The 24,989-nt window shown below is 58.9% G+C and carries 26 protein-coding genes and 1 pseudogene; 9 read left to right on the forward strand and 18 right to left on the reverse strand.

What is annotated here, in order from left to right; genetic code table 11:
* Positions 1-37: 37 nt before the first annotated feature.
* Entirely contained in the window at positions 38-496 is a 459-nt protein-coding gene (locus tag ACR3ES_RS14150) for an SspB family protein (protein WP_480423769.1), read from the forward strand.
* 10 nt (positions 497-506) lie between these two features.
* Here ACR3ES_RS14150 and ACR3ES_RS14155 read toward each other — a convergent pair whose 3' ends face one another.
* On the reverse strand, positions 507-1,070 hold the full coding sequence (locus ACR3ES_RS14155) for a hypothetical protein (protein ID WP_170430372.1): 564 nt from the start codon (positions 1,068-1,070) through the stop codon (positions 507-509).
* A gap of 206 nt (positions 1,071-1,276) precedes the next feature.
* Here ACR3ES_RS14155 and fumC point away from each other — a divergent pair, with 206 nt between their 5' ends.
* The 5 genes from fumC to ACR3ES_RS14180 are packed head-to-tail and all read left to right on the forward strand — an operon-like array spanning position 1,277 to position 4,113.
* Entirely contained in the window at positions 1,277-2,674 is a 1,398-nt protein-coding gene (gene fumC / locus ACR3ES_RS14160; RefSeq protein WP_170430370.1) for a class II fumarate hydratase, read from the forward strand.
* The gene (locus ACR3ES_RS14165; protein WP_480493348.1) at positions 2,671-3,006 is read left to right on the forward strand and encodes a hypothetical protein; all 336 of its coding nucleotides are present in this window, start codon (positions 2,671-2,673) and stop codon (positions 3,004-3,006) included. The genes fumC and ACR3ES_RS14165 overlap by 4 nt, the downstream gene beginning before the upstream one ends.
* A gap of 51 nt (positions 3,007-3,057) precedes the next feature.
* A complete protein-coding gene (locus tag ACR3ES_RS14170; RefSeq protein ID WP_170430368.1) occupies positions 3,058-3,234 on the forward strand; it encodes a DUF4169 family protein in 177 nt (58 codons plus the stop codon).
* A complete protein-coding gene (locus ACR3ES_RS14175) occupies positions 3,231-3,452 on the forward strand; it encodes a ribbon-helix-helix domain-containing protein (RefSeq protein ID WP_170430366.1) in 222 nt (73 codons plus the stop codon). The genes ACR3ES_RS14170 and ACR3ES_RS14175 overlap by 4 nt, the downstream gene beginning before the upstream one ends.
* Before the next feature lie 58 nt (positions 3,453-3,510).
* Positions 3,511-4,113: a DNA-3-methyladenine glycosylase I gene (locus ACR3ES_RS14180; RefSeq protein WP_170430364.1), complete on the forward strand. Its 603-nt coding sequence runs from the start codon at positions 3,511-3,513 to the stop codon at positions 4,111-4,113.
* A gap of 27 nt (positions 4,114-4,140) precedes the next feature.
* Here ACR3ES_RS14180 and ACR3ES_RS14185 read toward each other — a convergent pair whose 3' ends face one another.
* The 4 genes from ACR3ES_RS14185 to ACR3ES_RS14200 form a co-directional block, all read right to left on the reverse strand.
* On the reverse strand, positions 4,141-5,022 hold the full coding sequence (locus ACR3ES_RS14185; RefSeq protein WP_170430362.1) for a fructose bisphosphate aldolase: 882 nt from the start codon (positions 5,020-5,022) through the stop codon (positions 4,141-4,143).
* A 73-nt stretch (positions 5,023-5,095) separates the two neighbouring features.
* Positions 5,096-6,445 (reverse strand): cytochrome P450, encoded by a 1,350-nt coding sequence (locus tag ACR3ES_RS14190; protein WP_170430360.1) that lies wholly within the window; start codon positions 6,443-6,445, stop codon positions 5,096-5,098.
* The gene (locus tag ACR3ES_RS14195; RefSeq protein ID WP_170430358.1) at positions 6,442-7,656 is read right to left on the reverse strand and encodes a hypothetical protein; all 1,215 of its coding nucleotides are present in this window, start codon (positions 7,654-7,656) and stop codon (positions 6,442-6,444) included. Before ACR3ES_RS14195 ends, ACR3ES_RS14190 begins: the two co-directional genes overlap by 4 nt.
* 63 nt (positions 7,657-7,719) lie before the next feature.
* Complete coding sequence (locus tag ACR3ES_RS14200) at positions 7,720-8,472, reverse strand: cytochrome c biogenesis protein CcdA (protein WP_170430356.1); 753 nt, start codon at positions 8,470-8,472, stop codon at positions 7,720-7,722.
* 105 nt (positions 8,473-8,577) lie between these two features.
* Here ACR3ES_RS14200 and ACR3ES_RS14205 point away from each other — a divergent pair, with 105 nt between their 5' ends.
* A complete protein-coding gene (locus tag ACR3ES_RS14205) occupies positions 8,578-8,811 on the forward strand; it encodes a sulfurtransferase TusA family protein (RefSeq protein WP_170430630.1) in 234 nt (77 codons plus the stop codon).
* A 475-nt stretch (positions 8,812-9,286) separates the two neighbouring features.
* On the opposite strand, the pseudogene ACR3ES_RS14210 reads toward ACR3ES_RS14205, so the two are convergent.
* The 7 genes and pseudogenes from ACR3ES_RS14210 to purC form a co-directional block, all read right to left on the reverse strand.
* A pseudogene (locus tag ACR3ES_RS14210) lies at positions 9,287-11,988 on the reverse strand (Rne/Rng family ribonuclease).
* Positions 11,989-12,494: 506 nt separating this feature from the next.
* The gene (locus ACR3ES_RS14215) at positions 12,495-13,829 is read right to left on the reverse strand and encodes a sigma-54-dependent transcriptional regulator (RefSeq protein WP_170430352.1); all 1,335 of its coding nucleotides are present in this window, start codon (positions 13,827-13,829) and stop codon (positions 12,495-12,497) included.
* 12 nt (positions 13,830-13,841) lie between these two features.
* Entirely contained in the window at positions 13,842-15,620 is a 1,779-nt protein-coding gene (locus ACR3ES_RS14220) for an ATP-binding protein (protein ID WP_170430350.1), read from the reverse strand.
* 36 nt (positions 15,621-15,656) lie between these two features.
* On the reverse strand, positions 15,657-16,325 hold the full coding sequence (gene purQ / locus ACR3ES_RS14225) for a phosphoribosylformylglycinamidine synthase subunit PurQ (protein WP_170430347.1): 669 nt from the start codon (positions 16,323-16,325) through the stop codon (positions 15,657-15,659).
* A 34-nt stretch (positions 16,326-16,359) separates the two neighbouring features.
* A complete protein-coding gene (purS, locus tag ACR3ES_RS14230; RefSeq protein WP_170430345.1) occupies positions 16,360-16,590 on the reverse strand; it encodes a phosphoribosylformylglycinamidine synthase subunit PurS in 231 nt (76 codons plus the stop codon).
* Positions 16,591-16,688: 98 nt separating this feature from the next.
* Positions 16,689-17,357: a MarC family protein gene (locus ACR3ES_RS14235; RefSeq protein WP_170430343.1), complete on the reverse strand. Its 669-nt coding sequence runs from the start codon at positions 17,355-17,357 to the stop codon at positions 16,689-16,691.
* Between the two features lie 142 nt (positions 17,358-17,499).
* Entirely contained in the window at positions 17,500-18,255 is a 756-nt protein-coding gene (gene purC, locus ACR3ES_RS14240; RefSeq protein WP_170430341.1) for a phosphoribosylaminoimidazolesuccinocarboxamide synthase, read from the reverse strand.
* A gap of 188 nt (positions 18,256-18,443) precedes the next feature.
* Between purC and ACR3ES_RS14245 the strand changes: the two genes are divergently transcribed.
* Complete coding sequence (locus ACR3ES_RS14245; RefSeq protein ID WP_170430339.1) at positions 18,444-18,761, forward strand: DUF1476 domain-containing protein; 318 nt, start codon at positions 18,444-18,446, stop codon at positions 18,759-18,761.
* A 121-nt stretch (positions 18,762-18,882) separates the two neighbouring features.
* Complete coding sequence (gene bmt, locus ACR3ES_RS14250) at positions 18,883-19,896, forward strand: betaine--homocysteine S-methyltransferase (protein ID WP_170430337.1); 1,014 nt, start codon at positions 18,883-18,885, stop codon at positions 19,894-19,896.
* A 6-nt stretch (positions 19,897-19,902) separates the two neighbouring features.
* Here the strand turns inward: bmt and ACR3ES_RS14255 are convergent, their stop codons facing one another.
* From ACR3ES_RS14255 to ccmE, 6 genes are all read right to left on the reverse strand, one after another.
* Positions 19,903-20,679: an enoyl-CoA hydratase-related protein gene (locus ACR3ES_RS14255; RefSeq protein ID WP_170430335.1), complete on the reverse strand. Its 777-nt coding sequence runs from the start codon at positions 20,677-20,679 to the stop codon at positions 19,903-19,905.
* A 72-nt stretch (positions 20,680-20,751) separates the two neighbouring features.
* A complete protein-coding gene (locus ACR3ES_RS14260) occupies positions 20,752-21,207 on the reverse strand; it encodes a cytochrome c-type biogenesis protein (RefSeq protein WP_170430333.1) in 456 nt (151 codons plus the stop codon).
* A complete protein-coding gene (locus ACR3ES_RS14265; RefSeq protein WP_170430331.1) occupies positions 21,204-23,168 on the reverse strand; it encodes a heme lyase CcmF/NrfE family subunit in 1,965 nt (654 codons plus the stop codon). Before ACR3ES_RS14265 ends, ACR3ES_RS14260 begins: the two co-directional genes overlap by 4 nt.
* A 75-nt stretch (positions 23,169-23,243) precedes the next feature.
* Positions 23,244-23,822 carry a holin family protein gene (locus tag ACR3ES_RS14270; RefSeq protein ID WP_170430329.1) on the reverse strand — a complete coding sequence of 193 codons (579 nt, stop codon included), beginning with the start codon at positions 23,820-23,822 and terminating at the stop codon, positions 23,244-23,246.
* Positions 23,813-24,424 (reverse strand): holin-associated N-acetylmuramidase, encoded by a 612-nt coding sequence (locus ACR3ES_RS14275; protein WP_170430328.1) that lies wholly within the window; start codon positions 24,422-24,424, stop codon positions 23,813-23,815. Before ACR3ES_RS14275 ends, ACR3ES_RS14270 begins: the two co-directional genes overlap by 10 nt.
* 116 nt (positions 24,425-24,540) lie before the next feature.
* Positions 24,541-24,987, reverse strand: coding sequence for a cytochrome c maturation protein CcmE (gene ccmE / locus ACR3ES_RS14280; RefSeq protein ID WP_170430325.1), 447 nt, complete (start codon positions 24,985-24,987; stop codon positions 24,541-24,543).
* Between the last annotated feature and the right edge of the window lie 2 nt (positions 24,988-24,989).

Here is a 24,989-nt window from a genome sequence, read left to right on the forward strand (position 1 = left end):
CCCTTATGCTGAGGGTAACCACGTTTGAGGATGACACATGTCGCAAGACATCGACTATGGAAACCTGATGCATACCGCACTGCGCGGGCTCATCAAGACTGTGCTGACCGACATTTCCGAAACCGGGCTGCCCGGAGCGCATCACTTTTTCATCACGTTCGACACACGCGAGGACGGCGTTGAACTGGCCGACTGGTTGCGCGAACGCTATCCCGAAGAGATGACGATCGTCATGCAGCACTGGTTCGAAAACCTTGAAGTTGGCGATGCGGGCTTTGCGATCACCCTAAACTTTGGTGACGCGCCCGAGACGCTGTATATCCCCTATACGGCCATCAAGACCTTTGTGGACCCGTCTGTAGAGTTTGGCCTGCGGTTTGAAAGCCCCGAGGACGAACAGGACGACGATCACGACATCGAAGAGGTGGTCGAGGTTGAGGAACCGGAAGAACAGCATGACGCGGATGTTGTGTCGCTGGACAGTTTCCGCAAATAGGCTCCCGGCGTCACTGTTTCTCGAGAAACGTCTCGACCGAGCGGGATTTTTCGCCGTTGATGAACCGTGAAAAGGACAGGTTTAAGCCGCCATCAGTCAGGGTCCGGTCGTATTGTTGTAACTCGTAGCCACCAGTCTCGTCTATGAACAGGGAAAACACCGTTAACGTCGATCCGTCAATGCGGCCCCAGACAAAGGGCTCACCCTTCATGGGGTTCAACGGAACCTCATGCCCGAAAACATTCCGTTTCATGGCCGCCGAATACACGTCCGGGCGGTCGGATGACCTGAAATCAATCGAAAATTTCTGTTCTTTGACGCGGCCATCCAACTTGTATGATGTGGTTTTCCAACTGACGTTAAAACCCTTGTCGATCTCATGGATCGAAACGCTCATATCCCTGGGCGTTGCGGTGCCGTCCGCATCCACCACGTTGGCCGACCCGATATAGTCGCCCACAAACGGCTTGATATCGGCGGCACTGGCCGAAACACCTGACAGCGCCAGACAGGCCACAAACCCTGTTGCAAGTGCAATCAACCGATAAGCGGCGATCTGAGCGAATAAAGGCATTTGGTCCTCCACCACGGCGGCCCGGCTATTGTAGCCGAGCGCGTTACCCACACAATGGTGCAGTGGCGGGAAGAAACAAGAAAAATGACGCACCCCTGCGCTATACCTTTGACACCCTCGCGTTTATGGTGCGCGCAACTGGCCGATTGCGCTTCAGCGATGCTGTGGTTAAACGGCATGCGATTGCATACCTGACGGAGTGACAGATGTCTCAGACCCGCACCGAATCCGACAGCTTTGGCCCGCTCGAGGTTCCCGCCGACAAATACTGGGGCGCGCAGACGCAGCGCTCGATCATGAACTTCCCGATCGGCTGGGAAAAGCAGCCCGTCGCCATTGTGCGGGCGCTGGGCGTGATCAAGAAGGCATGTGCGATTGAGAACAAGGCCATCGGCAAGCTGGACGCCAGAATTGCAGATGCGATTATCGCGGCGGCCGGGGACGTGATCGACGGCAAATTGGACGACAATTTCCCTTTGGTCGTTTGGCAGACCGGGTCCGGCACCCAGTCGAACATGAACGCCAATGAGGTTATCGCGAACCGCGCCATCGAGTTGCTGGGCGGTGTAATCGGCTCCAAAGACCCGGTTCACCCGAATGACCATTGCAATATGGGTCAATCCTCGAACGACACATTCCCGACCGCCATGCATATCGCAACGGCCATGTCAGTGCGCGACGTATTGCTGCCCGGGCTGGAGAAGCTGGCGGCAGGGCTCGAGCACAAGGCCCACGAGTTCGGCGATATCATCAAGATCGGGCGAACCCACACCCAGGACGCGACGCCGCTGACACTGGGGCAAGAGTTTGGGGGCTACGCGCATCAGATCCGTCAAGGTATGGCACGGGTCGACTCCGCAATGCCAGGTATTTACGAGTTGGCACAGGGCGGCACTGCCGTCGGCACCGGGCTGAATACACATGGCGGTTGGGACGAGGCCGTAGCGGCCTATATGGCTGAAATCACCGGCTTGCCCTTTGTCACCGCACCGAACAAGTTCGAAGCTTTGGCGGCCCATGACGCGATGGTGTTCCTGTCTGGTGCCCTGGCCACGATTGCAGGGTCCTGTTACAAAATTGCCAATGATATCAGGTTCCTGGGCTCCGGTCCCCGCTCGGGCCTGGGCGAGTTGGTTCTGCCTGAAAATGAACCTGGGTCTTCGATCATGCCCGGAAAAGTGAACCCAACTCAGGCCGAAGCCATCACCCAGGTGGCCGCCCATGTGATGGGCAATGACGCCGCGATCAAATTTGCGGGCTCTCAGGGGCATTTCCAGCTGAACGTTTACAACCCGATGATGTCGTACAATCTGCTGCAATCAATCCAGTTGTTGGGGGATGCCGCCGACAGCTTTACCGAGCGTATGTTGATGGGCATCGAGGCCAACGAGCCCCGGATCGACAAGCTGATGAAAGAATCGCTGATGCTGGTCACAGCGCTCGCCCCAACTATCGGCTATGACAATGCGACCAAAGTGGCCAAGACCGCGCATAAGAATGGCACCACGCTCAAGGAAGAGGCTATAGCGCTGGGATTTGTCGATGAAGAAACCTTTGATGCGGTTGTGCGTCCCGAACACATGATCGGGCCCAAAGACAAATGAGCGCAAAACCTGAACCCAAACGCGGGTCGATAGAAGCCGCGATGCACGACAAAGGTTGGGGGCCAAGGCTCAAAGAACTAGCTTCCGACTTGTCCGATGGAGACAAGTCGGTGCTTATTGGAATGCTGTCAAACCAGGGCGACGAAGACGTTATTGCAATGACGTCAAGAGGTTCGCCAAATGACTGGTTTTGGGCGCATTTGTCCAATGTGGGATGGATGGAGCCGCAAGCAGACAAAGTTCCTGAGGGGCTGAATGAGGTTACGGTAGCGTACTCAATAACATCTACAGGGCGTTCACTTCTTCCAGGGTTATTGCCGCAACTGTTTTGATCCCTAAACGAAAACTCACTAAATGGTGGTGCCGAAGATACAGGTGACAACATGAAAGCCGCCATAAATTTGAACCGGTATCGCAAGGACAAGGCGCGGGCCGAGAAAAAGGCCCGCGCGGATCAGAACGCGGTCACGTTCGGTCGGACCAAAGCCGATAAAGAAGCAGCCAAGCTGAGCCAGATGAAACAGCGCCGCAATCTGGATGGTCATGAGATCGACAAATGAGCGGCCGACCCGTCAAACGATCACTGACGCTCAAGGGGCACCGCACCTCGGTCTCGCTGGAGGATGAGTTCTGGCTGGCGTTTCGAGATATTGCCAAGGCAAAAGACATGCCAATCAATGTGCTGGCGGGCGAAATTGATGCGGCTCGCGATCCCGAAACCGGGCTGGCCTCGGCCATTCGCGTGTTCATTCTAAACTGGTATCGCGACAATCAGTGACGTCTTGCCATCCCCGTTCATCAGTGTTTAAGCTAAAAAGAACAAAAAGGGTACATCGATGAGCAAAACCGTTTCCGGCCCAGACGGACACCCCCGATGCGCATGGTGTCAGGCCGCACCTGAATTCTTTGACTACCACGATAAGGAGTGGGGGTATCCGGTTGCCGATGACCAGAGATTGTTCGAGAAACTGTGCCTGGAAAGCTTTCAGTCAGGGCTGAGCTGGCGGACAATTCTGTCCAAGCGTGAAAATTTCCGCAGGGCCTTTAACGATTTTGATTTCAATAAGATGGCGACGTTTTCTCAGGTGGATGTCGAGCGTCTGCTGCAGGATACAGGCATCATTCGCCATCGGGGCAAGATCGAAGCGGTCATCAACAATGCCCGCCGTGTGCAGGAATTGATCGCGGATGAGGGATCGCTGGCGGCGTATGTCTGGCGCTATGAGGCCGAAACGCCGCCAGAGCCACAAACCGCGTCTACCTCCCCTGAATCGGTTGCGATGTCGAAGGATCTCAAGAAGCGTGGCTGGAAATTTGTCGGTCCAACGACCGTCTTTGCTTTCATGCAGGCGATGGGGTTGGTCAATGACCACGCGTTGGGGTGCGTCATGCGGGAAAAGGCGGCGCAATTGCGCCGCGACTTCGTAAAACCCCAATAATGTAAATGCCTTGCGCGGAAATGTGGATCAAACTGACGCGCGAAAAATCTTGTCGATATTGCCGCCCAGGGCCGCATTGAATTCGGTATCGGACTGTTGTTTCGACAGCCCTTCGGTCAAGGCGCGTGAGAACGAGGCGATCATCTTGGTGTTCTGATCCAACAGGTCACAGGCTTCTTCGGTCGAGTACCCGCCCGACAGAGCCACAACCCGCAGCACACGCGGATGATCGGCCACGTCGTCATAGAGGTTGGGTTGGCTGGGCAATGTCAGCTTCAGCATAACTTCCTGACCGGCATCCAGTTGATCGAGGTTCTTCAACAGTTCCGCGCGCAGAATCTCTTCGGCTTGGGCCTTGGTTTCCGAGTGAATATTCACCTCGGGCTCGACAATCGGGACCATACCCGCGTCAGTCACCTGCCGGGCCACGTCAAACTGTTGGGCCACAACGGCTGCGATACCTTCTGCATCGGCCTCGTGAATGACCGAGCGTTCCTTGGTCCCAAATACCCCATCGGCCTTGGACAGCGTCTCACCCAGCCCGGGGATCGGTTTCATCATCTGAACGCCGTTGGCCTGCTCCTCAAGCCCTTTGTCGATCTTGAGAAACGGCACGATGCCTTTGACGGACCAAAGATAATCAGCAACTTTCTTGCCTTCGATTTCCTCGCCAAGCGTCCGCTCAAACAGGATGGCGCCGATCACTTTGTCTTTGGTGAAGTCATTTGCCAGAATGATCCGGGCGCGCATGGTCTGGATTTCGCCGAACATTTCCTCGTCCGACCCGTAATCCGATGCCTGAACACCATAAAGCGCCAGGGCCTTGGGGGTAGAGCCGCCGCTTTGATCCAGTGCTGCAATGAATCCGGCGCCGTCGGTCATCTGTTTGCGCTGTTCTGCTCTGGACATAATACATTCCCATTCAATACTGATTCCGATTTCCTCACCCGCATACAGCACAGCGCTTGGCGATGGTAGATTGTTAGCGCTCAATGAGCCGCACCCATATGCCGTCTTTGGAGCGAACGGTCAGATGGGCGACCGGAACCGGCGTTTTGCCGCTGATTGTTTCGAACCGGAAGTGACGCAGCAGAATCGACAGCAAAAGCGGTCCTTCGACCATCGCAAACCCGGCCCCTGTACAGACGCGCGGGCCTGCCGAAAACGGGATATAGGCGTCGCGCTGGCAGGTTTTGCCGTTCTCAGTGGCCCAGCGGTTGGGGGCAAACTCATCCGGCCGGTCCCACAACCGGTCCTGCCGGTGCAGATGCCACGGGCTGATCACAATCTGCGCGCCTTTTGGTACGTCGCGTTTCCGAAATTGTTCCGGGCAATTCGCCTCTCGCACCATCATCGGCACCGGCGGATATAGGCGCAAGGCCTCGCGGAACACATCCCGACTGAGACGCAGGCGCGACATGTCGGCAAAAGAAGGGTCTTGCACGGTCTGCGCCTCGGCCGCCACTTTCTCCTGCCAGTCCGGATAGAGCGCCATCAAATACAGTGTCCACGCCAGCGCGGATGCACTGGTTTCATGCCCGGCCAGAAAAAAGATCGCGACCTGGTCGATCATTTCATCCGTATCAAAGCACCGTCCCGTTTCAGGGTCGGGCGTCGTCATAATTTTGGTGGCCAGATCATTCGGCGCAGTACCGGCCGCAATACCTGCGACGCGCTCGGCTGTCAGACGCCGTATCAGATCCCGTATCTCGCCCGCCGTCCTTCGCGTTTTGCGTGAGAAAAAGCGCGGTACCCATCCCGGCAATGGGACAAAAGCGGCCAGATTCAGCAGAGGTTGCTCGCGTTGATACGCTCGGAACTTCTCAAATACCTGCGCTGCGATTTCATTTTCTATGGGCACCGAAAACAGAGTGCGAAAGATGACGTCCGCCGCGACGTGCGAGGTGATCTGCTCACATTCAACCTCCGTTCCCGCCCGTTCGCGCAAGCGATCCACGCAGGCCTGCGCGGCGGCCAGCATGGCCGGAAACGTGTCTTTCAACCGGCCCCCTTCAAAGGCCGGGTCGATAATCCGCCGCTGGCGTTGCCAGGTCTCTCCGTTGCTCAAAAACACCGAGTTGCCCAGCAAGGGGCGCAAACCTTCGCTGATCCGTTCCGATTTGGGAAAGTCGCTGGGCCGTTTTTTAAGAACCGTATCAACCAGGTCCGGCTGGTTGATCAGGTAGGATCGGAAAAACGGCGTTCTGAATTCGGCCATCCACGCGTGGTACAGGCGTTGCGGTTGCGCCGATAACAGGTCTTGCCGAAACAGCCTCAGATACCGCCTCAACGAAACCTTGTCCGGACGCGGTGCTGGCTTTGGCGGGATCATGCGCTGACCGAGCGGTACTTGGATACCGCATGTTCAATCCGGGTTTGCGACGGCGCGCGGTCCCGGAACCTCTGTCCCAGCGTCTGCGGGCCAGCCGTAACCCGGAAATAGTCGTAGGACCCGGGACGGTCAAACGCACACAGATACTGGAAGTGCAAACGGAGGAATCGCCAGCGCAACTCATCCCACCTGTCGGGTGACAAGGTCTTGGTGAATGCTGCGGACAACACCAGCGGCCAGTGCTTGTCCGGCCCCGCCACGCCGCTGACTGCAACGGGATCACATAAGGCAAAGGCACATCCGTCGCCCGGTGCCGAAACATCCACCCAAGTCACATCCTGTTGCGTTGACAGAAATTGCAGGTCCGCCCGCAGTTTGTGCGCCTCTGGCAGAAACGAGACCATCGGCACCACCTGCCCCAATGTCAGAAAGGACAGGACTGGACCCTCACGGGGAACCCGATCCGTTCGGATCAGATCGGCCAAGACCGACACGCCGAGATGCGCACCCGAGCTGTGCCCGACCACCAGAACTTCGTTGGCGTCCGTCTCCAGCGCTGTGCCAATGAGGTCGGTGAATGTATCGAGTCGAGCCTGCAATTCGGCCGAGATTTTGCCCTTCAGCCGCGCAGAATAGGCGTAATCATGCATCAGGTAGTAAGCAAACAGACGATTGTCGATCCAGCGAAACCACCGCAGCATTGCATAACCTGCGGCGAGGCCCGGCAGCCCCCCCCACCAGCCCGCAAGAGACCACAAGAGCAACGTAATCCCAGCCGTAACACCGACCGCGAGAAGCAGTTGCAGCACCAGCATGCCAACGGGATACAAGGCGGCAATCACGGGGCCCTTGCGCAAGCGCATTAACCGGCGCAGCGTGCCTGTGGAGATGTAAGTCCACGCCGTTTGTGCCAGTTGCAGGTAAGTCGCAGGGATTGAGGCCGACATGCTGTCACGCACGATGTCCGACCAGACCAGCACTTCGACAATTGCCCGGACATCTTCGTCATCCTGACAGGAGCGGACATGCCAGCCAAACGGTCCCTTGCCCGGTTTGGCAGAGATTGAGATGTCGTAACCTGAGATGTCGCCCTGTTTGGCGGCCTCGCTCCGGTACAGTTCCCGGTACCGTCGCGGGTGAATCGGGTCGTAGCCGGGGATATAGAACACCCGGCGTTTGCGCACCCGAGGCTGATTTGTCTGACTGCTCATCGTCTTACCTACTGCTGCTCAGGTTAACCCAGCATTGCGGCCAAGGTAAGATGGTTTGGCAGATCAGCCCAGAACGGCCAGCGCAGGAAAGGTTTCCAGCAGCCACCAGCTGAATTCCGTAAACAGACCGGTAATCAGCATGATACCAACAAACAGCAGCAGTCCGCCCATCACCTTTTCGATCGTGCCCATATAGGGCTTGATCCGGTTCATAACTGTCATCGAACGATTGAGGAACATCGCTGCCAGCAGGAACGGAATGCCCAGCCCGGCGGCATAGACGCCCAGCAACAGCGTTCCGCGCGCCACCGATGCCTCGGATGCGGCCAGTGACAGGATTGCGCCCAGCTGTGGCCCAATACAGGGCGTCCAGCCAAAGGCAAAGGCCAGACCCAGAATGTAGGCGCCAAACACTGATCCGCCGGACTCTCCTGTCTCGACGCGCGCTTCTCGGTCCAAAAGCGGAATACGGAACACGTTCAGGAAATGCAGGCCAAACACGATAACCACCGCACCGGACAGTTTGGCAAACAGCACCTGGTTCTTAAGCACAAAGGCCCCAAAAGCCGAGGCGGTGAACCCTAGCAGCAGGAAGACCGTCGACAGCCCCAGAACAAAGAACAGCGCCGACAGGGTCGCTTTGCGCCGCGCACGGGCCTCATCCTGCATCTCGTTGATGGTTACACCGCTCATATACGCAAGATACGGGGGCACGATCGGCAGCACGCAGGGCGACAGAAAGCTGATCAGACCGCCGATCATGGCGATGAACATGGCAGGCAACAGACCCGCGTCGATGATGTCAATTCCGAACATAGATCAGCACATATGGTATGCGTGCGGCTTCGTCACGAGGCCAATCGGTCACATCCTCGTGCTTGCGCGCTGGACACCATGCCAAAGTGGAAATATCTGACCCTTATGTCAAACCCGACCGAAACACTCGACGCCTTGGGCCTGTTGTGCCCCTTGCCGGTTCTCAAGGCGCGCAAACGTCTGAAATCCATGCCTGCCGGGTCCGTTCTGCGCGTTCTGGCCGATGATCCTGCGGCCATCATCGACGTACCGCATTTCTGTGCCGAAAGCGGCCATCGCCTGTTGTCGCAGGAAGAGGTCGAGGGGCGTCAGATCTACCTCATTGAAAAATCGGTGTGACGGCGCGGGATGGCTGAGTTTGCCCCTGACTGCTGACAACGCTCTTTTGCGGCTTGCGAGTTCAGTGTCGTGCTCGGCGCCGATTTCTTCTGTGGGCCCAGAAAAGATAAATTGAGGCCGCCAGGGTCAGTACCGCCATTAAAGACCAAACGAAACCTGCCTGTTCTAAAAAGACGACACCAGTTTCGGGATCGTAGCATCTGCCCAAATCGTTGAAGCAGTGGCGCCATTTGAAGTATTGTGTGTAGTAGGCAATCCAGAACAGGGACGAAACTCCCAGCAACGCCACGGCAATACCAAGCCTGATCAATGTTCACCTCATGATGCCCGTTGTTGCTTTACGTCCCATATTGACGGAAAAAACCTTCGGCTGGTCCGTAAACCTGAACCTTGAACGAAAGCCCCGCCAAATTGGCGGGGTCTGTCATTCGTTCGAAGCGGGGTTTAGCCCCCGCCCCTTTTGTTCAAACCGGGGTTACTTACCCAGAGACCACCACCCCCGCCGTTTGGGCTTGGAGGGTTCATCGGGTTGCTCCGCTTCCTGCGCCACAACTTCCAGCACCGGCTCGGCTGGCGGCTGCTCTGGCTCGGGCTCTGGCGTCGGTTCGGGGGCTGGCTCAACAGCCTCAACCGGTTCGACAGCGTCCGCAGTCTCAGGAGCTTCAGGCGCCTCTGTTGCCGTCTCTGCGGTGGCGTCCGGCTCCGGCTCTTGTGCGTTTTCAACCGCTGGCTCAGTCGCCTGAGTATCCGCGTCGGCGTCCTTCTTCCGGCGACGTGGTGCGCGACGTTTCTTGGGCTTGGCTGGTTGCTCGGTCTCAGCTGTCTCCTCGGCCGACGTGGCCTCGGAAGGCTCTGCCGGTGCAGCCTCACCCTCTTCGGCCGGTGTCTCATCGGCCTCCGTTGCCACGTCCTGCGTCTCGGCAGATCCGCCATTCTTTTTCCGCCGCCGCCGCCGCCGTTTCCGCTTGGGCTTGGCTTCGTCTTCAGACTGATCAGCGTCTTCGCTGATGTCTTCTTCGTCGGCGGCCTCAACCATATCCATCAAAGAGGCATCGACCGAGACGACCGGCGCAGTGGCCTCGGGCACGATCCGGCTGGCGGTCTTGAATTTCTCCATCGAGAAATCGGGGCTGACGAGATGCACGTCGCCCTCGATCCGCACCGACAGCCCGTAACGGGATTCGATCTGGGCAATGTGCTCGCGCTTCTGGTTCATCAGGAAGTTGGCGATGCTGACCGGACAGCGCACCAAGACCTCGCGCGACCGGCGGCGGGTGCCCTCTTCTTCGATCTGGCGCAGAATGGTCAGCGCCATGTTGTCGTCCGACCGGATCAGACCCGTACCATGACAGGCCGGGCACGGCTGAGTGGTCGCCTCAAGCATACCCGGGCGCAGGCGCTGACGGCTCATCTCCATCAGGCCAAAGCCCGAAATCCGGCCCATCTGGATGCGGGCCCGGTCGGTCTTGAGCTTGTCTTTCATGCGCTTTTCGACGGCCGAGTTGTTCTTGCGCTCGTCCATGTCGATAAAGTCAATCACGATCAGACCAGCCAGGTCCCTCAGACGCAGTTGCCGCGCAACTTCCTCAGCAGCCTCAAGGTTGGTCTTGAGCGCGGTGTCCTCGATCGAGCCTTCTTTGGTGGCCCGGCCCGAGTTCACGTCAATCGCCACCAGCGCTTCGGTCACGCCGATCACGATATAGCCACCCGATTTCAGCTGAACGGTCGGGTTGAACATCCCGGCCAGATAGCTTTCGACCTGATAGCGGGCGAACAAGGGCAGCGCGTCCTCATACCGTTTCACGTTCTTGGCGTGCGACGGCATGATCATCTTCATGAAGTCCTTGGCGATGCGGTAGCCGCCTTCGCCTTCCACCAGGACTTCATCGATATCGCGGTTATAGAGATCGCGGATCGACCTTTTGATCAGATCGCCCTCTTCGTAGATTTTAGCGGGCGCGATGGATTGCAGTGTCAGCTCGCGAATCTGTTCCCACATCCGCTGCAGGTACTCATAGTCGCGCTTGATCTCGGATTTGGTCCGTTTCGCGCCAGCGGTCCGGATAATCAGGCCCGCGCCAGTGGGAACGTCGATCTCGGATGCGATTTCCTTGAGCTTTTTCCGATCCGGCGCGTTGGTGATCTTGCGGCTGATCCCGCCGCCCCGCGCCGTGTTTGGCATCAGAACGCAATAGCGGCCCGCCAGCGACAGATATGTCGTCAGCGCAGCGCCCTTGTTGCCGCGCTCTTCTTTGACCACCTGCACCAGCAGGACCTGACGGACCTTTATGACCTCTTGAATCTTGTACCGGCGCGGGCGTGGTTTGCGGGGCGGACGGATGTCCTCGCTGTCATCCTCATCAGCAACGGATTCAATCGCGTCGTCTTTTTCAGCTGCGTCAGACCGCCCGTCGCCGTCTTCAGCCTCCGCATTTCCGTCTTCCGTCTGCTCCGCCTCGGCGGCAGCCTCCTGAGGTTCAGTCGCGTCCGCCTGCGCCTCTGCTACCTCTGTTTCCTCGGCGGCGGCGGTTTCCGACGCCATCTCAGGCGTGTCAGCGGTTTCCTCGGCGACCTGTGCGTCAGACGTGGCCGCCGCCTCTTCACCTGCTACTTCCGCAGCAGTGTCTTCGGCCTCAGCCTCTTCGGCCGGCTCTTCAACCGGAGTGTCTGCAACCAGTTCCACCGGCGACGTGCCTTCCGGCACACCCCCATCAGCGGCCTCGTCACCGTTTTCGAAATCAATGGTTTCCATGCCGGTCGGTTCCGAGGACACCTCGGTCGACTCGACGGCATCGTCGGATTTCACATCCGCCGCCTTGGTCCGCGACCGGGACCGGCGTTTTTGGGCTTGGTCTCTTCGGCCTCATCCCGCGCGCGCATCGCCTCGGCATAGGCGCGCTCTTCCTCCATCAGCGCTTCGCGGTCGGCGACGGGGATCTGGTAATAATCCGGATGGATCTCGGAAAACGCCAGAAACCCATGCCGGTTCCCGCCGTAATCGACAAAGGCCGCCTGCAGCGACGGCTCGACCCGGGTTACTTTTGCGAGATAGATGTTGCCAGCAAGCTGGCGTTTGTTTTCGGATTCAAAGTCGAACTCCTCGACCTTGTTTCCATCGACCACCACAACGCGGGTTTCTTCCGCGTGGGTGGCATCGATAAGCATTTTCTTAGCCATGTGTCCTTGGTGCACCGCGCCAAACGCGTTGTCCTGACCTGTCCGGGTGGACAGGCGCTTTTGGGGTGGTGTCTTGTCAGGGCGATATCGGACGGCGCGCGGCAGGGTCTGGCGCTGTGGCCCCCTGCCCGGTCAATCAAACGTTGCGCGCGCGTCATCGCGGTTCTTCTCCGACAGGCGCAACTAAACGCGGCCTGCCCATTCATTCCCTTTGCCCAACATATCGGGCTCAGGCATTCAACTGCCCCATCCGGGGCACAATCGGTCTGCTGTGCCGTGACAAACATAACGTCACATACGGCACTGCAGCGAAACTCAAAGATTCGGGACTTATGAGCGCAAAAAAGCCCGGCCCGTTTGGACACAATAAAAGCAGTCCTGTGGAAAAGACAATGGGCAAACTGCACCAGCCCCCCTTTCCAGGGCACTGGGATCTCTTCATCTGGCCATAAATATCTCGGGGGAGGCGCGCGGAACGCGCGGCGGGGGCAGAGCCCCCTAAACCGTCACAAATAGTCTGACCGCTGCAAGCCGTATTTGGCCATTTTCTCATTCAGCGTCCGGCGCGGCAGACACAGTTCCTCCATTACAGACGCGATCGAACCCTTGTGGCGACGCATCGTATTGTCGATCAGCATGCGCTCAAAAGCCTCGACATATTCTTTCAGAGGTTTGCCTTCGGTTGTCATCACCGGCTGCATCTCTTCGTGGTCCGACATCAACAGCGACGCAATGGTTCCGGACCCGCGCCGCGACTGCAACACAGCGCGTTCGGCGATGTTGATCAGTTGACGCACGTTACCCGGCCAGGGCGCCTGCAGCAGCTGCGCGGCCTCCTGGGCGCTGACCTGCGGCGCCTCGCAGCCGTATTCCTCGGCAAATTGCTCGCTCAGGCGTGTAAACAGCGTCAGGATGTCCTCGCCCCGCTGCCGCAGTGGCGGCATGGTGATGCGCAACGCAGCCAGACGGTAAAACAGGTCGGGCCGCAGCACGTCTTCGCTGGTTTTGCCTGCTTCCTGCAGGTTCGAGATTGCAACAATGCGGGTTTCCGCCGGGGTCCCCTGCTCGTTCATTACGCTCAACAAACGCGCCTGCAACGTATCGCTCAGGGCCTCGACGTCTTCCAGAACCAGCGTTCCACCGCGCGCTTCTTCGATTGCGGGCAACTGCGCGTCTTCGGGCATCATCGGGCCGAAGAGACGTTTCGAGAGTGCCTCTTCTTCCAGCGCGGCACAGGACACCAGCACGAATTTCTTGCCAGCCCTACTGCCAACGGCGTGCAGCGCGTGCGCCACCAGCGTCTTACCGGTTCCGGTCTCGCCATCGATCAGCACGTGGCCGTCGGCCTGCCCCAGATCCAGGATATCCTCGCGCAAGCGCTCCATCACCGGGCTGGCCCCGATCAGTTTGTTCATGATCTGGGTGCCGCCGGACAGTTCCCGCCGCAGGGCGCGGTTGTCCAGGGTCAGGCGGCGCGCATTGCTGGCGCGTTTGGCCAGTTCCGACATGCGATCCGGGTTGAACGGTTTTTCCAGAAAATCGAACGCCCCGACCCGCATCGCCTCAACCGCCATGGGAACATCACCATGGCCGGTGATCATGATGACCGGAAGCGTGCTGTCTGCGCCCATCAGCTTTTTCAGCAGTTGAATGCCGTCCATACCGGGCATCTTGATGTCAGAAATCACAATTCCAGGATATTCGGGTCCCAGGACCTTCAGCGCATCCTCTGCGCTGCCAAAGGTTTCCGTGTCATATCCGGACAGCGCCAACCATTGACTGATCGACTGGCGCATGTCCTGTTCGTCGTCCACGATGGCGATTTTCATGGCCTGTGCCATAGTATTTCCTCGTTATTCAGCGGCCTCAAGGCCGTCGCTTCCCAGTATCGGCAGTTGCATCTCAAACACCGCGCCGCCGTGTTGGCCGTTTCGCGCGGTCAGCCGTCCGCCATGGTCGTTCACGATACCCGACGAGATGGCAAGCCCCAACCCGACCCCATCGCCCGGCTGTTTGGTGGTGTAGAAGGGCTCGAACAGGTTTTCGATGTCTTCAATTCCATGCCCGTTGTCACGTACAGTCAACACGGCCGTATCGCCTGCCGCCAGAATGATCTCGACATCGGGCTCAGCAACAGACTTGGTGGCGTCCAGCGCATTGCGCAAGAGGTTGACCATCACCTGCTCGATCCGCATCCGGTCCCCCATCACCATTACCGGCTGTTCCGGCAGGATCTGGGTGATCTTGACGTGGCGTTGACGCAGTTGCGGCTCCATCATCGACAGAGCCGAGGCCAGCGCTTCGCCAAGATTTACTGGCGAAAACGCGTCCGCACCTTTGCGGGCATATGACTTGAGCTGCCGCGTAATCGCGCCCATCCGCTCGATCAGACCGTCGATGCGGCCAAAGCTGGCCAAGGCTTCTTCGGGTCGGTTTCGGCGCAACAAAAGCCGCGCGCCGGCCAGATAGGTTTTCATTGCAGCCAGCGGTTGATTGAGCTCGTGACTGACGGCGGCCGACATCTCGCCCAGAGCGGCGAGTTTCGAGCTTTGCGCAAGGGTTTGCTCGGCCAAATCCAGCGTCTTTTCAACCCGTTCCCGCTCAGCAATTTCCCGCTGTAGCCTGGAGTTCAATGCGCGAAGCTCTGCCGACTCGCGCTGGAACAAAGCCATCCGCAGCGTAGCCCGGCGGCTAAGCGCATAGAAGGCCAGCGCCAGAAGAATCGCAAATCCCATGATTTCCAGTGCCAGGACGCTGTTCACCCGTTCCCGGATCGATGCGTAGGTGGTGAACGACGTCATTTGCCAGCCGCGGAAGGGAATACGCGTTTCCATCCGCATCACCGCCTCACCCTGCAGGTAGGCGTCGGGCGGTAGGGCCGTCCAATCGGTAGTGGCCCGAATGGCGCGTTGAATGGCGCTCTGCGGGGGCTGGCGCAGCATCGCTTCGTTTTCATCCACGCCGCGCCATTGCGGTTCGGTCGATAGGATGATGGTTCCGGTGCTGTCCACCACCATCACCGCATCCGAAATCCCCGCCCAGGCCCGTTCAAATTTTTGCAGATCGACCTCGACTACAATCACACCCAGGATGCCCGACCCGGTGTCGATCCGGCGGGAATAGACAAAGCTGTATCCACCGGATTCCCTTGGGATCACGGAAAAGATCGTTGAATTGGACCGGACCGCATCCACGAAGTAAGGCGAATTCCGGTGCGCCTCGCCCAGTCTGTTCCGGTCGGTGGCGGCAACAGACCGCCCGTCCCGGTCCAGCAACATCAGCGAGGCCGCGCCGATTTCCTCGACAAAGGAGATCAGGCGCTGGGTGGACAGCGAGTAATCGCTGGATTGCAACGCCGCGATCAGCGTCGGATCGCGCGCCAGCAATTGTGGAACGATTGCGTTGCGGCGTAACTCGCTGAGCAAGTTCCCGGAATAGAGTGCGAGGCGCAACTCAGCCCGGTTGCGGGTGGACTCGGTGAACCGATCCGTCAGCAGACGATTGGTTGTCCAGACCGTCACGACCGTGGCAATCAGCAGGAAGATGACCGCCAGACGCAGGCGCCATCCCAATGGTGCGCCACGAAACGGGGTTGTCAGCTTGGACCAGCCTGAGCGAACGTCGGAACTCATTTCCAGAAGTTACGCTTACGCTGCTGCGACCTCAAGTCACGCGGGCGTCAGAACCCCGGACAATGCGCGGAACAGCGCCACCCCGTCGGTCCCTCCATGCCCTTCGTCGGCGGCCCGTTCCGGATGCGGCATCATCCCTAGAACCCGGCGGTTTTCAGACAGGATACCGGCAATGTCCCCAACCGAGCCGTTAGGATTCTCGGTATAGGTGAACGCGATCCGGTCCTGATCCTGCAGCATCGACAATGTGGTGTCATCCGCGAAATAGTTTCCGTCATGATGGGCAATCGGAATGCCAATCACATCCCCGGCATTGTACCCCTCGGTAAACGCGCTGTTGCTGGTTTCAACTTTCAAACCTACGGTCCGACAGATGTATTTGAGACCGGCATTGCGCAGCAGCGCCCCTGGAAGAATGCCGGTTTCGGTCAGTATCTGAAATCCGTTGCAGACACCCAAAGCGTAGCCACCCCGCTCCGTATGCTCGACGACGGCCTTACAGATGGGCGACTGCGCAGCAATCGCACCGCAGCGCAGGTAGTCACCGTATGAAAACCCGCCGGGCACCCCGACGATGTCGACGCCTTGCGGCAATGCCGCATCCTTGTGCCAGACCATGTCAACCTGAAACCCGGCTTGTTCAAAGGCGACGGCAAGGTCGCGGTCACAGTTGGAGCCGGGAAAGACGATGACAGCTGCGCGCATGGCGGACCCTCCTAGGTCGGATCAGGTGCGGTCCTCAGACCAATTCGATTTCGTAGCGTTCGATGACCGTATTGGCCAACAGCTTTTCGCACATTTCGGTCACATCCGCTTCGGTCGCGCCCTCGGCCAGCTCGAGGTCGATGACCTTGCCTTGCCGAACACCTTCGACCTTGTCGAAGCCCATGGCGCCCAAAGCGTGACGGACCGCCTCACCCTGCGGGTCCAGCACCCCGTTCTTGAGCATCACATGTACCCGTGCCTTCATTTTGGAAACTCCACCTGCGGGGCGCCTGCATCGGGCCCATTCCGTTGCGCGGGGGATAGCGCGGCTGAGGTCCTTGGACAACCCTTCTTGGACCGGGTTCAGCCGTCACTGCCGGGCGCAAGACCGGGATAGTGCGTGTCGATGGCATTAAATGCGCCGGTCAGAACCATTTCGACCGCCACCGCCACCAGCAAAATGGCCATGATCCGGGTCAGCACGTTGATCATGGTCTCACCCAGAAAGCGCGATATCTGATCTGCAAAAAACAAACCGACCCCAACGATTGCACAGGCAATCAGAACGGCCGAGCCCAGTGTTACAATCTCCGCCCCGTCTGAGAGCTGGTGCGAGAAAACGATGGTGATTGCAATGGTTCCCGGCCCGATCGTCAGTGGGATCGCCAAGGGCACGACCGCAAAGTTCAGCTTGCGCCCCTGACCGTCCGCAACGGCCGCCTGATCGCCGGGCGGGCGGTCTTCGGCGTTCAGCATCGCCATGCCGATGCCAAATATGATGATCCCGCCGGCAATTCGAAAGGACGGAACGTCGATGCCAAAGATGGCGAGGATTTCCTCTCCGATCAAAACCGCGACCAACGCTATGACCGTGACCGACATCATGACAATCATCGCGACGCGCTGCCGTTCGGGTTTTGTGCAATTCCGGGTCATGCCCAGAAAGATCGGAATGTTATAAAGCGGGTTGAAGATCGCCAGAACCGCCGCCAGAAACTTGAAGAAAATTGCTTGGTCAAACAACTCGGCCATGACGGGTATCACCTTGATAGCAAACCGGATTGAGCGATGGTCGCCTGCGTGTTTTAGACCATGAATCCGCCGCGTCGCGCAAACTTAAAAACGCGGCCCGCTTTGGGACCGCGTTTTCTAATCAGCAAATTCGACCGAAAGATCAATTGATAAGCGTCGGCTTTGTCACATTGGTTTTGGGCAGAACGCCCAATCTGCGCGCCACTTCGGAATAGGCGTCGGCCAGATTACCCAGATCCCGGCGGAACACGTCCTTGTCCAGTTTTTGACCGGTCTCGATATCCCAAAGCCGGCAACTGTCGGGGCTGATTTCATCGGCCACGATCAGACGCTGAAAATCGCCTTCGTAGACGCGCCCGATTTCGATCTTGAAATCGATCAGACGAATGCCGACGGCCAGCATGACACCACTCATAAAATCGTTCACGCGCAGCGCTAGGCTGAGGATATCGTCCATGTCCTGCTGGCTGGCCCAGCCAAAAGCAGCGATATGCTCTTCTGAGACCAGAGGGTCACCCAGCGCGTCATCCTTGTAGCAGTATTCGATGATCGGACGGGGCAGTTGCGTGCCCTCGGCGATGCCCAACCGCTTGGACAGCGTTCCGGCAGAGTAGTTGCGCACGATGATTTCCAGCGGAATGATCTCGCAGTTGCGCACCAGTTGCTCGCGCATGTTCAAACGCCGGATAAAATGGGTCGGCACGCCGATCTGATTGAGGCCGGTCATGAAAAACTCGCTCAGGCGGTTGTTCAACACGCCCTTGCCGTCGATCACATCCTTCTTTTCCGCATTGAACGCTGTGGCGTCATCCTTGAAATACTGTACGATGGTGCCCGGTTCCGGACCTTCGTACAGAATCTTGGCCTTGCCTTCGTATATTTTCTTGCGACGCGCCATAAGCGACCTTTCCACAGTATTGTGACGGATTGAGTCCCCTCACGTTGGCGTCCTCATAGTCCAAGCCCCCCTTTCCCGCAAGTTCGTGCAACCGGGAGGGTTTGACGCAGCGCAAATGCCTTGCACCCGGCCTCCGCTATGGTCATATCATCAGTAAAGAACTTGTTACTCCAAGGGGTCCCCAAACGATGACCACATTTGACGAACGTGAAAACGCCTTTGAGGCCAAATTCGCCCGTGACGAAGAGATGCAGTTCAAGGCGCGGGCGCGCCGGAACAAGCTGTTGGGTCTTTGGGCCGCTGAAAAACTGGGCAAGACCGGCGCAGACGCAGAAGACTATGCCAAAACCGTCGTCGTTTCCGATTTTGAAGAGCCCGGACACGAAGACGTTGTGCGCAAGGTATCCGGTGATCTGGGCAGCCTGTCTTCGGACGACGAAATCCGCGCCAAAATGGCCGAGCTGATGGGCGAAGCCAAATCCCAGGTGATGAGCGAGACAGACTGACGCCGTGCTGCATACCTCATGATCTTCATGAGTTTTATGAATTTGATTTGACGCCCCGGTCATGGGACACGGGGCGTCTCTATTTTTGACGGCGCTTTGCGCCTCTTTTCGGATTATTCCAATGACAAATGCGCTGAGCACACTTCTGGACACCGGAGATGCCATTCTGGCCGACGGTGCAACAGGAACCAACCTGTTCAACATGGGCTTGCAATCGGGCGACGCCCCCGAATTGTGGAACGTGGACGCACCCGACAAGATCCGAGCGCTCTATCAAGGTTCGGTGGATGCAGGCAGTGACCTTTTTCTCACCAACACGTTTGGAGGTACGGCCGCCCGGCTCAAGCTGCACGACGCGCAGAATCGGGTCGCCGAGTTGAACCGGATCGGTGCCGAACTGGGGCGTGAGGTTGCGGACAAGGCCGGGCGCCCCGTTGTGGTGGCGGGCTCTGTTGGCCCGACGGGTGAGATCATGCAGCCCGTCGGCAGCCTGTCGCATGGCGAAGCCGTCGAGATGTTTCATGAACAGTCCGAAGCCCTTAAAGAGGGCGGCGTCGATGTCCTGTGGCTGGAAACCATCAGCGCGCCCGAAGAGTTTCGCGCCGCAGCCGAGGCGTTTGCCCTGGCCGACATGCCCTGGTGCGGCACGATGAGCTTTGACACCGCCGGGCGCACCATGATGGGCGTGACCTCAGCCGATCTGGCGCTGCTGGTTGAAACCCTGCCCAATCCGCCGGTTGCCTTTGGCGCAAACTGCGGAACCGGTGCGTCGGATATCCTGCGCACGATCCTGGGATTTGCCGCGCAGGGTACGGAACGGCCTTTGATCTCCAAAGGCAATGCAGGCATTCCGAAATATGTGGATGGCCACATCCACTACGACGGCACGCCGGATCTGATGGCGCACTACGCGGTCATGGCACGGGATGCGGGCGCCACAATCGTTGGTGGATGCTGCGGAACGATGCCGGCCCATCTGGCGAAGATGCGGGCCGCGCTGGACACCACACCGCGCGCGGGCCGTCCAACTTTGGATCAGATCACGGATGCACTGGGGCCGTTTTCGTCGGCGTCAGATGGCACCGGAGACGATGCGATGCCCGAGCGACGCTCGCGTCGCCGCCGCCGCGCTTAACTTCGATCAGCGCCCCTCGAAGTTCGGGGGGCGTTTTTCCAGAAAGGCCACAACGCCTTCGGCAAAGTCACGGGAACGCCCGCACTCTCCCTGCAGGTGCGCTTCGGCTGCCAGTTGTTGCGGCAATGTCTTCTCGTATGTGCCGCGAATGGCCTGTTTGATCGCGCCAAAGGCGGCGGTTGGTCCTTTCGCCAGGTACTCCGCCCGCTTGCGCCACTGCGCGTCAAAGGCGTCATCGGCCACCGCTTCCCAGATCAGACCCCACTCATCCGCCTGCCGTGCGCTGATCTTGTCGGCAAACAGGGCCGCCCCCATTGCCTTGGCAAAGCCCATCTGGCGCGGCATGAACCACGTCCCGCCGGCATCCGGCACCAGCCCGATCCGGGCAAAGGCCTGCAGGAAGTAGGCGCTTTCGGTCGCGATTACGATATCTGCGCACAGCGCAAGGTTGGCCCCTGCCCCGGCGGCCGGTCCGTTGACGGCCGCGATCGTCGGAACCGGGCTGTCGTGAATGGTCTCGAGCATGGGTTCGTATTCGTCCCGCAGCGAGCGTTCCAGATCGATCTTGCCGGTGCTGGAAGCATCCCCCAGATCCTGACCCGAGCAAAACGCCGGTCCGGAGCCGGTCAGCACAATGCAGCGCGCGTTGCGGGCGGCATCTTTCATCGCATGGGTGATCTCGGCGCGCATTTGCGTGGTCAGCGCGTTCATCTTGTCCGGACGGTTCAAGGTCAGCACCGCCAGATCATCCGCAATATCCAACAGGACCGTTTCGTATTCCATGAAGAGCCTCCCTCGCGCGGCGTTTTCGAGACCCTGACTCAATTGCCCAGTGAGGGAAAGTGGAACCGCGCGTCAGTCTTCAAGAATCCGCTTCAGGCGCTCTTTCTCGTCCTGGCTGAGCGTGTCGGTATCACCGGTGTCGTGCACCTTTGCCCGGTTGCGGAGAAAATTCCATCCGACGCCCGCCGCGATCAACAGCATGATCGGGCCCGCCAGCCATAATAGAAGGTTTGACCCGATTATGGTCGGTCTCAGCAGAACGTATTCGCCGTATCTGTCGACGATAAAGGTAATGGCCTCTTCATCCGTATCGCCCGCCACCAGCCGCTCGCGCAGCAACAGGCGCAGGTCGCGGGCCAGATCGGCGTTGCTTTCGTCGATGCTTTCGTTGCGGCAGACAAGGCAGCGCAGACCGGTACTCAGATCGCGTGCACGCTGTTCCAGCGCCGGGTCCTCCAGCACTTCGTCCGGTTGCACGGCCATCAGCGGTGAGGCCAGCAACGCTAGGATCAGGACAAGCCGTTTCATTCCGCAGGAACTCCGCCGACCGGGGTTTTACGAGCACCGGCAGCAACGCGGAACCTGCGGTCGCACAGGCTCAGGACACCGCCCAGCGACATCAGGATGCACCCTGCCCAAATCCAGTTGGCAAACGGCTTGATATAGGTCCGTATGACCCAGCCGCCGTCCTGTTGCTGGTCCCCGATGACGATGTAGAGGTCACGGAACACACGATAGTCGATGGCCGCCTCGGTCGTCGGCATTTGCGCCACGGGATAGTTCCGCTTTTCCGGGTGCAGCGTTCCGATTGTCCGCCCGTTCGTTTGAACCAGTACATCTGCCATCGTGGAAAAGTAATTTGGCCCCTGCACTTGGCGGACATCCTCCAGCGTCAGGGTGAACTGGCCCACGTCAAAGGGCTGGCCGGGTTGCGCGACGCGAATATCCTCAACCTCCCACGCGGTCAGCCCGGCCACTGCAAACATGGTGACCCCCAGCCCGGTATGGGCCACGGCTTTGCCCCAGTCGGCCCCGGGCAGGCGCAGCAACCGTTTGAAGTTGCCGTTGCGGCCCGTCCGGCTCCACAAATCGATTATGGCACCAAAGGTGACCCAGGCGCCCAGAAACAGGCCAATCGGTCCCAGCGGGCTACGCCCGGTTTGCATGGTCCAGACCAGCAGCGCCAGCGCCAGTGCCAGAACAAACGCATAGCGCAGCGACCATGCGGCCTTGCCAATCCGTCCCCGTTTCCAGGGCAGCATCGCTCCAATCGGCAGAGCCAGTCCCAGCAGAACCATAAACGGCGTGAACGCGGCATTGAAAAACGGTGCGCCAACCGACAGTTTCCGGTCGAACGCCATTTCGGCCACCATCGGCCACATGGTGCCGACGAAGACCACAAAACAGCTGACCGCCAGAAGGACGTTGTTGACCACCAGCGCGCTTTCGCGACTGACCATGCCAAACACCCCCTTGGCTTCCATGGCCTGTGCACGGGCGGCGAAAAGGGTGAGCGCGCCACCAATAAACACCACAAGAATCAACAGGATGAACACGCCACGTTCCGGATCTGTGGCGAACGCGTGCACCGAGGTCAGCAGACCGGAGCGCACGATGAAGGTGCCAATCAGCGAGAACCCAAAGGCGATAATGGCCAGCAATATGGTCCAGCTTTTCAGCGCCTCGCGCTTTTCCACCACGATGGCGGAGTGCAGCAGCGCCGCCGCCAACAGCCATGGCATGAACGAGGCGTTTTCGACCGGGTCCCAGAACCAGAACCCACCCCAGCCCAGCTCATAATACGCCCACCACGACCCAAGCGCGATTCCGATGGTCAGAAAGACCCAGGCGGCCAGCGTCCATGGGCGCACCCAGCGCCCCCAGGCCGCATCCACGCGCCCCTCGATCAGCGCGGCAACCGCAAAGCTGAAGGTCATGCTCAGCCCGACATAGCCGAGATACAGGAATGGCGGGTGAAAGGCCAAACCGGGGTCCTGCAGCAGCGGGTTCAGATCGCGCCCGTCAAACGGGGCAATGGCCAGCCGGTCAAACGGGTTGGAGGTGAACAGGATGAACGCGAAAAACGCAACGGCCACAGCGGATTGTACCGCCAAAACGCGTGCTTTGAGCGTTGGCGGCAAGCCACCGCCGAAAAACGCGGCCATGGCACCGAACAGAGTCAGGATCAGCACCCATAGCAGCATGGACCCCTCGTGATTGCCCCAGGTACCGCTGATCTTGTAGATCATCGGCTTTGCCGAATGGCTGTTTTCAACCACGATCCGCAGCGAAAAGTCCGAGGTGGTAAACGCCCAGACCAAAGCGCCGAAGGAAAAGGCGGTCAGCAGGAACTGTGAAATCGCCGCCGGTTCGGCAAAGAACATCCATCCGGACCAGCGTTTCGAGGCTCCGATCAAGGGCACCACGCTTTGGACGATGGCAACAAAAAAGGCGAGGATTAGCGCGAAGTGACCTAGCTCTGTAATCATGCATCGAGATATACTCTGCCTGCCGATCAGACGCCAATACCTTTCGCCTGATTCAGAGGCACATAGTGTCGCGGTTCAGGCTTTTCTGAGCCGTTTCCAGTCCTCTAACGCGGCGTTGTGATCTGCGCCTGTGACTTCCATGGAAAGCTGTGCGTCCGCGCCAGGATCGGCAGCGCCGGGGCTGTCGCCTCGCATCTTTTGTAACGCCTTCAGATTGTCCATCACGGCAGGCGCGCGCGCCATAGTTGCAGTGATCTCGCGCTGCAAATCCTGTATCTTGGCCTGATGCCGCGCACCGAAATAGAACGACACGATTACACCCAACAGCCACCACAGCGGTTCGGGCACCAGGGCGATCCCCTGCATCCGGGACGCAAACCACACCGGGTCGACCATCGCCGCCACAAGCAGGCCCAGCGTTCCCAGCGCCAAAGCGGGGCGCGGCAGACGGTTCAGTCCATCGACAAAACGGTCGAATCCACCCTTACGCGGTAACTGAAACTCAGCCCCAAACTGAGTCATGGCCTGACCCTGAGCCGCCGCCGCGCGCTCCGCCCTCGCTTCGGCATTTTCGCGAAAGATTTCAGCGGTTTCGCGCACAACATTGCGACGACCGCCAAACAGAAACGCCAATACACCCGAAATCAGTCCCATCCGGCGACCCTCCTATCGAACTCCGCCTGCTGCAGATGATACCGGGGCGACAGAAACTCTTCGGCGCGACGTATCCATCCCCCTTTGCCACCCGCGCGCGTGCGGGCATATTTGCGCAAGGGCGGCCTGCGATCTGCAAGCCGGAAGTAATAGTTGCGCCGCGCCACACCATAGGCATCCCTAAGCGCGATCGGATCCGGTTGCGCCGCACGTTGACAGGCCCCGGCAGTTTGCGGTCCGATCACACCGTCCACCGCAACCTCATACCCCATCTCGCGCAGCAGTCTTTGCAGGATTTTCACCGCCTGCGTCCCAGCATTGACTTGCATGTCGAACACCGACGCGTGAATCGCTTCGGGCAAGTCCGCGATACGGGGTTGTTCGAAATAGTGTTTGATAAAGATATCCACGGCTTGCCGACGACTGAGCGCGTGAACATCCGCCTGGTCGACGAAACCGTCAGCGGTCAAATCCAGCCCCAGCCTGCGCATTGTGTGAATTGTCACGCCGTATTTGGTCGCCCCGCCCGGGTCGTCCGGGTCGTTCACAAACCCGCCTTCGCGCGCCACAATTTCCCTGGCAATCTGCCGAACCGTTTGCATGACACCTCCAAAACCTGGTGCAGCAATCAATTCCGCAAAACCTTTAAGACGATAAAACGAAACAGAGCGCTGCCTGCCTGATGCACGCAACGCTCTTTAGCTCGGGTTTCCCACAGTCAGCCTTCGCCCGGCTCTTTGTAAACGCCTTGTTCCTTGAGCGCGTCCATGACCTCTTTCGGCATGTAGGTTTCGTCATGTTTCGCAAGGATTTCCGTGGCTTGAAAGACACCGTTCACGTAGCTGCCGGTGCCGACCATCCCCTGATTTTCCGAAAACAGGTCGGGCAGCACACCGGTAAAGGCCACCGAAACGCTTTCGCCGCCATCGGTGACCACAAACCGCACCGTTTCACCCTGCCCCCGCACGATAGAGCCTTCTTCAACCAATCCGCCGATACGGAAGACTTCGGTTTCCATGGGCGGTTCTGCAATCACCTGACTGGGGGATCGGAAAAAGTTGATTCCGTCGCGCATGCCATATCCGATCAAGGCCGTCGACACCGCGAGGGCGACAAAGGCCACCAGGATGATTTGGACGCGACGGCGTTTCTTGAGCGATTTCATGA

The sequence above is a fragment of the Ruegeria sp. B1 genome (assembly GCF_056535885.1).